This is a genomic window from Limnoraphis robusta CS-951 (genome assembly GCF_000972705.2).
This window is the reverse complement of the sequence record NZ_LATL02000345.1, coordinates 24,954-35,493: the sequence shown is the minus strand read 5'-3', so window position 1 is coordinate 35,493 and position 10,540 is coordinate 24,954. Positions and strand designations below refer to the sequence as shown.

At 41.7% G+C, this 10,540-nt stretch carries 7 protein-coding genes and 4 pseudogenes; 2 read left to right on the top strand and 9 right to left on the bottom strand.

Annotated features, from left to right (window positions below):
• Positions 1-27: 27 nt before the first annotated feature.
• From WN50_RS29050 to WN50_RS29035, 4 genes are all read right to left on the bottom strand, one after another.
• Complete coding sequence (locus WN50_RS29050) at positions 28-297, bottom strand: DUF4377 domain-containing protein (RefSeq protein WP_235441174.1); 270 nt, start codon at positions 295-297, stop codon at positions 28-30.
• Between the two features lie 366 nt (positions 298-663).
• Positions 664-1,518, bottom strand: a complete 855-nt coding sequence (locus WN50_RS29045) for an META domain-containing protein (RefSeq protein ID WP_049561608.1) — start codon at positions 1,516-1,518, stop codon at positions 664-666.
• A 198-nt stretch (positions 1,519-1,716) separates the two neighbouring features.
• Positions 1,717-2,631 (bottom strand): SH3 domain-containing protein, encoded by a 915-nt coding sequence (locus WN50_RS31230; RefSeq protein ID WP_053221624.1) that lies wholly within the window; start codon positions 2,629-2,631, stop codon positions 1,717-1,719.
• 251 nt (positions 2,632-2,882) lie between these two features.
• Positions 2,883-4,556 carry an ABC transporter substrate-binding protein gene (locus WN50_RS29035; RefSeq protein ID WP_046279602.1) on the bottom strand — a complete coding sequence of 558 codons (1,674 nt, stop codon included), beginning with the start codon at positions 4,554-4,556 and terminating at the stop codon, positions 2,883-2,885.
• A gap of 623 nt (positions 4,557-5,179) precedes the next feature.
• Between WN50_RS29035 and WN50_RS29030 the strand changes: the two genes are divergently transcribed.
• Positions 5,180-5,545 carry a LuxR C-terminal-related transcriptional regulator gene (locus tag WN50_RS29030; protein ID WP_046279603.1) on the top strand — a complete coding sequence of 122 codons (366 nt, stop codon included), beginning with the start codon at positions 5,180-5,182 and terminating at the stop codon, positions 5,543-5,545.
• 340 nt (positions 5,546-5,885) lie between these two features.
• On the opposite strand, the gene WN50_RS29025 is transcribed toward WN50_RS29030, so the two are convergent.
• From WN50_RS29025 to WN50_RS29005, 5 genes and pseudogenes are all read right to left on the bottom strand, one after another.
• Positions 5,886-6,374, bottom strand: a complete 489-nt coding sequence (locus WN50_RS29025) for a GNAT family N-acetyltransferase (protein ID WP_046279604.1) — start codon at positions 6,372-6,374, stop codon at positions 5,886-5,888.
• A gap of 24 nt (positions 6,375-6,398) precedes the next feature.
• Positions 6,399-6,962, bottom strand: a pseudogene (locus WN50_RS29020) (MiaE family protein); the annotation flags it as partial.
• 1 nt (position 6,963) lies between these two features.
• Positions 6,964-7,207, bottom strand: a 244-nt coding sequence (gene miaE, locus WN50_RS29015) for a tRNA isopentenyl-2-thiomethyl-A-37 hydroxylase MiaE (protein WP_049561633.1), incomplete at its 3' end; no start/stop codon positions are given.
• Between the two features lie 171 nt (positions 7,208-7,378).
• A pseudogene (locus WN50_RS29010) lies at positions 7,379-8,521 on the bottom strand (ABC1 kinase family protein); the annotation flags it as partial.
• A 199-nt stretch (positions 8,522-8,720) separates the two neighbouring features.
• A pseudogene (locus WN50_RS29005) lies at positions 8,721-9,248 on the bottom strand (ABC1 kinase family protein); the annotation flags it as partial.
• Positions 9,249-9,742: 494 nt separating this feature from the next.
• On the opposite strand from WN50_RS29005, the pseudogene WN50_RS37980 reads away from it, so the two are divergent.
• Positions 9,743-10,479: pseudogene (locus tag WN50_RS37980) on the top strand (DUF3352 domain-containing protein); the annotation flags it as partial.
• Between the last annotated feature and the right edge of the window lie 61 nt (positions 10,480-10,540).

Genomic DNA, 10,540 nt, shown 5'->3' with positions numbered 1-10,540 from the left:
GGGTTAGGGGGAGAAGTAAAATTGATGTTAATTCACAGCCGTTTTGCTGAGAACTTCAATCAAACTCCATTGAAATAAAGGAGCATCCGCCGGGGGATTATCAACGATTTTCTCAGCAACTAGAATTTTATAGTTGTAACCGGGTTCATAATTAAAGCCTTTGATGGCATCATAAAACAACGTCCATTCATCTTCAGGACTTTCTCGAACTTGTAAACATTCTTGGGAGACGAGTCCAGTACAGTGAATCGCTTTAGAGTCAACATAAATCACCCGTTCTTCAGTGGTCGAACTCATTGTTGCTTGTTCGCTTTGGAAGGTCATAAAACTAGAACCTCGCTTTATATTGTAGACAATTTACAGTTGATCTTGAGCGTTAATCTTGTAACCTGTTTCTCCCTCTCAAACCTTAAAATCCTATGATTCTTGCGTGATGATTTGCTGAGGCTGACGTTATTTTTCCTGGGGAACAAACGTCATCACACCTGTTCCTCCCTTTGCTTTGTATGAAATTTTGAGTTGACCTTGAGGGCTAATTTCATACCATTGTGCTTCCTCGAGTGAGATTAGATATTCAAATTCTTGTTTCANCTTGTAACCTGTTTCTCCCTCTCAAACCTTAAAATCCTATGATTCTTGCGTGATGATTTGCTGAGGCTGACGTTATTTTTCCTGGGGAACAAACGTCATCACACCTGTTCCTCCCTTTGCTTTGTATGAAATTTTGAGTTGACCTTGAGGGCTAATTTCATACCATTGTGCTTCCTCGAGTGAGATTAGATATTCAAATTCTTGTTTCATAATCTCAGATGCACAAGCTTTGCGTGTTGTAGCAAAAGGATTAATACTCAGTTTATTTCCCTCCTTTGTGTAATTGGTCATGTACTGGTTACAACTGCTAAAACCATTGAGCTGATCTTCTGTAAAGTTAGCAGTAATTTCCGTTCCTTTCAAGGGAATTCTCGAAACCGTTCCCTCCTCCAAAGAAACTAAAACCCAAGTGGTATTCTCAAGCTGACCACTCGCTTGAGGTGCAAATGTCATCACACCTGCTTCCCCATCAGTTACATAGGAGATTTGTAGTTGACCCTGATCATTAATTTCATATTGCTGCGTTCCCTCTAAAGCAGCGAGATAGGCAAATTCCCGATCCATAATATCTCCCATACAGGCTTTACGAGTGGTCGCAGCAGGGGTAATCTTCAGTTGATTGCCTTCCATCTTATAAGAAGCAACATATCGATTGCAACTTGCTGTTCCCTTCACCTGACCTTCGACAAAATTAGCAGTAATTGGATTCGTTGTTTCTAAAGGATCGGGTAATGTTTTATCCATCCATTCGACTAAAATCCAAGATGTTCCTTCTAAGTCCGTTTGTAAAGCCGGAGTCGTCAGAGTTTCAGATACCATCGGAGCGGAAACTGCCTTTTGGCTGTCAATTGCCCCCCCAGCAAACAGTCCTATCGTTAGCAATAAACCCGTTAGACTTTGACCAAGCTTTAACGTGTAATTGTTCATCTTAGACTCTTTTGATCCTCCCTGACTCCAGCTTCTGATCGTTTCCTTCAAACCGCTTGTACAAAAATCCGCCCATCTTGCAAACTTTAGATAAAAAGTTCCTAAATTTTGCTTCTGATCCCCAAAAAATTATCTTCTACACCCTGATTTTATCGGGTTTGACCGTCGGCTTCACCCCAAATTTAACAGTCACTCAATTCAGTCAATCATGCGAACAGATGTCACAGCGCGAGTTCTGGGGTTAAACTTAATATCCATTCCCAATCGCTCCCGATCTAACTTCACGAGACCCGAACCCGTTTCGACCACTTTCCAGCCCTGCGATCGCAACTGACGCACCACATTCTCGATTTTTTGACCTAAAAATTCTCGACTGGGATCATTAGAATTTCCCCTCCTCGAATCGCCATTAAAACTAATCGAAAAGGGCTGACCATCCAAACGACCATCCCCAAAAATGCTACTAATCGAATTATTCGCCCCGTACTCAATATCAACGGTTCCCGAAGCATCCGCATTTCCCGAACTTTCGAGATCAATCACCAATGTATAAGCATCCCGTCGATCCACATCTCCACTCAAACGGATCAAACGGTTATCATCCAAGCGAAACCCTAACTCGGCTTGATCTCCATTATCCACATTCACTGTTACCTGTACAATTTCCCAGTCGCGACGTCCTGAGAGGCTAAACGATCCTTCTCCCCGTTGCGATAACCGCATCGACTCACCCCAACCGGAGGAACCTGTACTCGAACCACCCGTACCAACCCGAATATTCTCACCCGGTATCCAGCCGATTTCCCCGGAGTTGAGGAATTTCACCTCGTACCACATCTGTCCCTCACCGGATCGGGTTTCTTTGAGGACTTCCACCCGATCCCCCACTAAACCATACCCTCGCACTCGCGATCGCAAACTCGGTTCTGTGCGTAAATTGATCCTAGCGTCGGGATCACGATCTGTTAACACCGCTTCCCCTCTAGACACGGTTCTCGGTGTGCGATTTCGATTGGTTTGAGCGATCGCCGCCGGGGGATCAATAATAGCGTTACTCACTCCCCCTAAGCCTAGAATACAACACATTCCTATGGCAACAGATTGGATTTTCATACTTGATTCTCCCCCCAGACTTTCTGAAAATCTGGTTTGATTTACTTTTAGAATATCTTCAAAAACAAAGATTGACTTCCCTCACTGGGATGATCCGAATGAGGGAATTTGTTTCCCCCAAAGGAATGATTTTACTCAAAGTTTCCGGAAGTTCTCCTGTGAGCATTCATTCACTTTGACCGATTCCTTCTCAATTTGTTCCTGTGTTTCCAAAGACCCCTTGAAATCAAACCCGATGCTCCGGTAATCCGTTAAGATTTGCTCATCGTCCAAAAGGGCAATTGTTGAGTCGCCTGCGGTTGAATTCCACTAATATTATTGTGGGCAAAAATAAAGTTGTTATCCTGCCAAATTGGAATATAAGGAACATCTTTCGCCAGAATCGTTTGCAACTCATCAAACAATAATTGTCGGGCTTGGGGATTTTGTTCTTGACGCTGTTGATCGATTAATTCATTGACGCGATCGCTATAATAAAACGACCCCTGAGATTGCGTCGCCCCTTGTTCACAACCTTTTTCGGCTGAACCTGTCGCACAATCTAAAAACGGTTGTAAATAGTTATCCGCATCTAAAAAATCGGCATACCAATCTAATAGAAATGTTGGATAAACTCCCTTATCTAATTTCTCAAAAGCCGTCGTTGCTTCTACGCTTTTGAGTTCGAGTTGCAACGCTCCCTCTAACTGTTCAGTTGCCAAGGCTTTCAACGTACTCGCTAACGTCGCTCGTTTATTATTACTCGAGGCATACCAAACTTCTACAACGGCTGGATTTTCAGGAGTATATCCCGCTTGTTTTAACAACGCCTTCGCCTTTTCCGTATTGGCATCTCCATAACTGTCTTTGAAAACCGGTTTATAACTCTCAAATGTCGTGGGAATCATACTATAAAGCGGTTCTCCCTGTCCGCGCAGCACCCGTTCATTAATCAAATTTCGATCCACAATTGCCGCCAACGCCTGTCGAACTTCCGGTTTATTCAACGGTTCAGAATTGAGATTCAACACCATATAATTAACCGTATTTCCCTGGGCGACAATCATCTGCCATTTGCCCTTTTCCGCGTCAGCTTGTAGACTATTGACTTGATCGGGATCAAGAGAAAGATAAGCCACATCAACCCCATTACTCCGAAACGAATTAAACAAATTCGCTGAACTTGAAAAGCGTTGAATATCAATCCCTTGATTTTGCGGTTTCTCACCCCAATATTGATCAAACCCATTCAAACGAACCACATCAACCCCATATTCAGCCAGTTTATATGGCCCAGTTCCCACTAAAATTTGTGGCTGAAATTTCCCTGATCCTAACTCATAGGCTTTAGGAGACACCGCACAAGTTCCCGCTACTGCTAACAAGTTAGGAAACGCCGCAAAAGGCTGTTTTAACTTAATCGTCAGTTCATAGTCTCCCGTCGCTTGGATAGAGTCAATGGTATCCGAGAGTAAAAATGCAGGTTGTCCGCCATTTTCAATAAAGCGTCGCAGGGAAAACACCATCGCCTCAGCATTAAACGGCGTATCATCATGGAAAACCACATCCTGACGCACCGGAATGGTATAGGTTAAGCCATCTTCGCTCACCGTCGGTAAAGCTGTTGCTAGTTGAGGAATCAGTTTTGTCGTTCCCAGTTCGTAGGTGTAGAGGCGATCGCCGACATTATAAAAGATATCATTAGAAAGAGCATCGTAGGCATCAGCCGGATCGAGCGTCCGAATTTTCAGCGTTGTACCGATGGTAATTCGTCCAGGGTTCGACTCAGCAGGGGGAGAAGTATTGGTTTGAGTTTGGCGAGGCGTACAGCTTACCGCCAAAAACCAGCACAGACAGAATAAACTGATAAACTGTAAGATAGACTGACCTTGACGGTGCTGAAACCATCGGAGGTTAACCGTTTTACTCAAGAATCTTGCAAACATTGGCTTTTCTATCGTCTCAATCTGAACTTTCGATAATAGCGGATAAATGTCTCACTGTTCCCCTTTGATGGCTTTCACCTCAACTTTTGCGCGGCGAGGGGGGTGTGAAAATTTGGCGAGCGTTGTTATAGCAGTCGCCCAGTTGCAATTAGGACTCCCGCTTTTGTTTAAAACAATAGCCTAGAAAGAGTTTGACTTCTGACTTCTGCATCTACTCCATTCCCTGCTATAACATCTGGTAACTGCATAACCAATATAAAGAGAGATATATGTAGGAATACAGGGGTTAAGCCTTGTTGCATTACTCTGTTATTCACTCTAGGGAGCATCTACAATACCTACTGGCTAATCGTTTTTGTCGTTCATTCGTCAACTCTAGCTCATCGATCAACACGATTAGCTCTCATCCAAGGTCGGCAAGTTCAAGCAAACCTCATGTAGTGTATCTGTTTTTGTCCTCAGGGGAAATAGTTATGATCATTCAAGAAATGCTGAAGAAAGCTGTAAACCAAGTCGATGAGTCTATTGCCTTTCCTATTTTTCAACGAACTGAAGAATCTGTCGATGAGATTGTGTTGGCATCAGATATTGATGGCATTCGTTACTATTTAGTTNAAATAGTTATGATCATTCAAGAAATGCTGAAGAAAGCTGTAAACCAAGTCGATGAGTCTATTGCCTTTCCTATTTTTCAACGAACTGAAGAATCTGTCGATGAGATTGTGTTGGCATCAGATATTGATGGCATTCGTTACTATTTAGTTCGTTCACGTCCTCAAGATGATCAGTCCGTTAATCTCAGTCCGCGTGAACAATCAATTGCTCGTTTAGTCGCTCAAGGTTTACCGAATAAATGTATTGGTAAAGAACTTGGGATTAGCCCTTGGACGGTAGCGACTCATTTACGTCGTGTGTTCAAAAAACTCGATGTTAATTCCAGGGCTGCTATGATGGCTCGACTGATTGAAGCCAATTTACTACAAGATTAATTGATGCTGTTGTTGTTTAAGTTGGAGTGGGATTGCTCTGTGTAATCTTCTAAACAGTTTCAGTGATTTTTTCAGCCCTCGCTGGAGATTTATCCCTGATAAAGTTCACTGTTGATCAGCCAACAATCTCGACTCCTAACTTAGACGGTTAACAGTCATTTTAAAATTAATTTCATCTAATCAGTGGAGTATCACCCAATCCGTTCATGCTGTTATAAACCGTCGGCATAGTCGCAATAAACCCCGTTTTTTTAAGATTGACCAACTCTGATCATTGATTCTTGGATTAGAAAGTTGAACAGGGTTTTAAAACTAAGTTTAGGTTTCAATCCGAGTACAATTATCCCACAGAAAGCACTTTTTTGTAAACGCGATCGCATCGTTCGGTTTCGACTCCGGTTGTCGGTTGATAACCGTGACTTTCATAGAGTTGAACGGCTTCTTTTAACACGCTAGCTGTCTCGATCCAAGCTTCTTGAAACCCTTTAGCCTTGATTTTCTCCTCTAAATGTGTTAATAAAAATTTCCCTAATCCTTGTCCTCGAACAGACGGAAGTAAATACATTTTGCGAATTTCTACCGCATCTTTTCCTCGTTTTATGGGATAATAGGCGGCAGTACCGACGATTGTATTTTGCTGTTCAACCACCCAAAATTCACCGCCTGTCTGTTGATAGAATTCTTCTACTTTATAAACATCTTCATCGGCTCCTGTGGCTTCGGAAACTAACCCATATTCCGCTAAAACAGCAGCAATTAAATGAAAAGCTGCTTCGCGATCGCCAACTTCCCAAGACCGAATGATAAAATCTTTATATTGGGTTTTCATGTTCTTTGTTTAAAACTCCCCAAACTAACTATGAATTCTCGGTTTAGGAAAGGGAGTCGAAAGAATATTACTCTCGATTTCTGATAATTCTTCTAAGCGTTCCGTTACAACTTCTGTGTCAAAATACGTTGTGGCTAAAACCCAATAAGATCCATAATGTCGCGCTTCAGAAGCCATTAAACCGCGATAAAATGCCGCGAGTTCTGCATCAGGACAGTGAGCGCCCAATAACCCTAAACGTTCGTGACTGCGGGCTTCTATTAGGCTATAAACTAATAAAAAATCAAGCATTCGTTGGGGTTCATGGCGACGAATTTGTTTATTGAGTTCTGAACCATAGGGCGGTGCATCTAAGGGGGCTAAAGGAATTCCGCGTCGATCTAACCATTGATTGACTTGTTCAAAATGTTGGAGTTCTTCCTGGGCAATTGCTGTTAGCGTTCGGATTAATTTTGTACTGGAAGGATAGCGAAACATCAGGTTTAAAGCGACTCCGGCTGCTTTGCGTTCACAGTGAGAATGATCTAGTAAAATCGTGTCTAAATTCGCTAAAGCTTGTTCTAACCAAGCGGTTGAAGTGGGCTGTTTNCTAACCATTGATTGACTTGTTCAAAATGTTGGAGTTCTTCCTGGGCAATTGCTGTTAGCGTTCGGATTAATTTTGTACTGGAAGGATAGCGAAACATCAGGTTTAAAGCGACTCCGGCTGCTTTGCGTTCACAGTGAGAATGATCTAGTAAAATCGTGTCTAAATTCGCTAAAGCTTGTTCTAACCAAGCGGTTGAAGTGGGCTGTTTGATAAATTTAATTCGAGGGGCTGTGTTTGTGTTCATAATGGTTTTCCTAACAAAGATAAGTACCTAACAATTAACAAAATTAAAACCCTTTTCTGTAACCTGTTCCCTATTAGAATTAGGGCGGGTTTATGTAGGTTGTCTGTAAGGAAATATACATCTGGGTAGAACCCGCCCCTACAATACTGTAACCTGTTCCCTACTATAATTCTATTCTGTCATCCGATCCAGTCGTTCTCGGATCGAAAGATTAAACAGCGATCGCAAAAACAAAAATAAACCCAACCCCGATAAGCTTAAAATTGCGATCGCCCAGCCGTTATAATTGCCAATTAACAGGGCAATTCCACACAATCCGGCAAATCCACTCCAACAGGCATGAATCAAGCTTTTTAGGGCTAAATTGACTCGCCTCAAAGCGCGATCGCTTTCGACTGATCGAACTCTAACCCGTAATTCTCCTTCTTCAATGCGTTGTTCTATGCGTTGAATTAACTGTTCGGCTTTACTGGGTTGTTGCAATTTAAATTTAACAAATTCTCGGGCTTGTCGGGCTAATTCTCCTAAAGTATTCGTGTGACTGGGAAGCGTTGTTAAGCTTTTCACAAAAGGACTCGCACTCGCGACTAAACTATATTTTGGATCTAAAATACGTGCAATTCCATCGAGTGTTGTTAAAGACTTTAAAATAAACGTCATTTCCGCCGGCAGCCGAAACGGTTGTTGTTCAAACATGATATAAACTTCTTCTTTGAGTTGATGAAATGCTTTAAAATCAATCGGTTTTTCGGTAAATTCTTCGAGTAAAAAGCGAATCAGTCGGCGAACAGGAGTCATATCAGGAACCGGATCAATTAAACCAATTTTGATCAAGCTATCTAAAACCACATCTGTATCTTTTCTCATCACTGCAAAAAAGGTTCTAATCATCTCATCTTTTTCTAGAGATTTAATCTCACCCATCATTCCAAAGTCATAAAAAATCAGACTTCCTTGTTTATTGATCGCAATATTACCGGGATGGGGATCAGCCTGAAAAAAACCATCCTGCAAAATTTGTTTGAGATAACAGCAAATTCCTATTTGATTAATTCGTTTCGTATCCAAGCCAGAAGCTTCTATTTGTTTGCGGTTATCAATTTTAATTCCGGGTAAATATTCCATTGTTAGGACTTTATGAGTGGCATATTCCCAATAAACTTTAGGAACAATGATATCGGGATAGTTTTTAAAATTTTCTCTAAATCTATCCGCATTTTTCCCTTCTTTAATATAATCTATCTCTTGATAAAGGATAATAAAAAACTCATTATAAATTGCTTCAATATCATAAATTTTAGCCCAGTCAAAATANGCAGGTTTATTTACATAAGCACAGAAACGAAGAATGGTGAAAAGCCTTATTAGACTTTCGCAAATTCCTCCCTTTTGCCTTTTGCATGAAAACCTTTCCGAAAACTTTAATATAATCTATCTCTTGATAAAGGATAATAAAAAACTCATTATAAATTGCTTCAATATCATAAATTTTAGCCCAGTCAAAATATCGATAACAAAATTTAACGATTTTCCGAATCGCTTCCACATCCAAATCAAACAATTGTTTTAAACCCGGACGTTGAACTTTGACAACGACATCTTCTCCCGTATGCAGTCTGGCTTTGTGAACTTGCCCGAGACTGGCTGCGGCTAGAGGACGTTCATTAAAATCTCGATATAAACTAAACAGAGTATTTCCCAATTCTGACTCAATAATAGCGATCGCTTCAGTCGTCGGAAAAGGGGGAACTTGATCTTGTAACTTTTCTAATTCTTCTACATATTCTATGGGTAAAATATCAGCCCGAGTCGATAACGCTTGACCAATTTTAATAAAAGTCGGGCCAAGATCAAGCATAGTTTTAACTAACCATTGGGCGCGTTTACGCTTTTGTTTAGAACTATTATTAACCACAAACCGATCCCACCACAGGAAAAAAATAAATTTTCCGGCGGCACTAAATACATCAATTTGTCGAGTCAGGGGTGAATATCGAGTTCGCTGCCAACGCAGGGGTTGGGGAGACTTCTTGATGAGCATAGGTCGGTTTGTGAGGAGTCTATTAATTGTTAATTCTAGTTGAGCAAGGTCTTAGAGTTCGTTAGAAGTTGTTGTCAATTGTGTTCAACTCACTCAAAATGCAATGGCTCAGATGTTCGATGTTCCTTACACAGGGTAACTGCACCTTTGCAATCATAACAGTCTCCCGTCTTTTCAGTCACCCGTAAGCGTAGGGGTGCGCCTCCGACTTGATGTATGTCTCTAGCGCGATCACTGATATCAACCCGCCCTTGAGACTCACCAGCCTTTGCAGTTATACGATCTCCCCAACTCCCTATCTGTTGATCTCCCTATCTTCTGTGATCATAGCCTCAAACGCCCACTGCATATTAAACTATGGACTGGGGCGGTGAGAATTGCAACCCGTCGCATTCTGAACCATTCCCCGGAGTTCCGCCCCAAATTGGGATAGAGGAAACCCATACTTTCCCAGGTTAACCCCCTGTAAAATGCCCTAATTTTCAAATCTTCTTATGAAGCTTCGTTCGTTTTTTGCAATTTTAGCGGTGAGTTCAGTGGCGATCTTGCTGCTGGGTATCGGTACATTGTACAAGTTATTGGGTGAAAGTCCACTGGTTGCGGTAACAGGTGGGGTAACAGCAACGCCAACGGCGGCTGTCTTTGTACCTAAAACGGTTCCGGTGATGGTATCGTTACTGGTTAACCCCGATCGCATTGAAGCCTTTGAACAGGTATTAGCCACACCGACTGAACGTTTGCGATCGCACAATGAATTTAATCGTCTCAAGAAAATTCTACTCGCCAATACCGATTTTAACTACAATCGTGATATTCAACCCTGGTTAGGCAATGAAACGACGCTGGCATTGATGACAACAGATATTGATCGCAACTTCAAAAACGGCGAACAACCGGGCTATTTATTTGTTTTATCGGCTTCCGATATCGAACTGGCTACAACCACTTTAGATCAGTTTTGGCAACAACAGCAATCACAAGGATATGATCTGGTATTGAAACCCTACAAAGGGGTTACAGTCTCCTATCGTCAACCGAATGATAACGGATCACCTTCGTTAAGCACTGCTATTATAAATCGTTTCGTATTAGTAGCAAATTCTCCGAAAATATTGCGAGAAGCTATTAACAATTTACAGGCAAATACTTTAAGTTTAAGTCAGTCTCCCGCCTATCAACGAGCGCTAGAACAACTCCCCTCAAGTCGCGTTGGTTTAGCGTTTGTGAATTTNTATTAGTAGCAAATTCTCCGAAAATATTGCGAGAAGCTATTAACAATTTACAGGCAAATA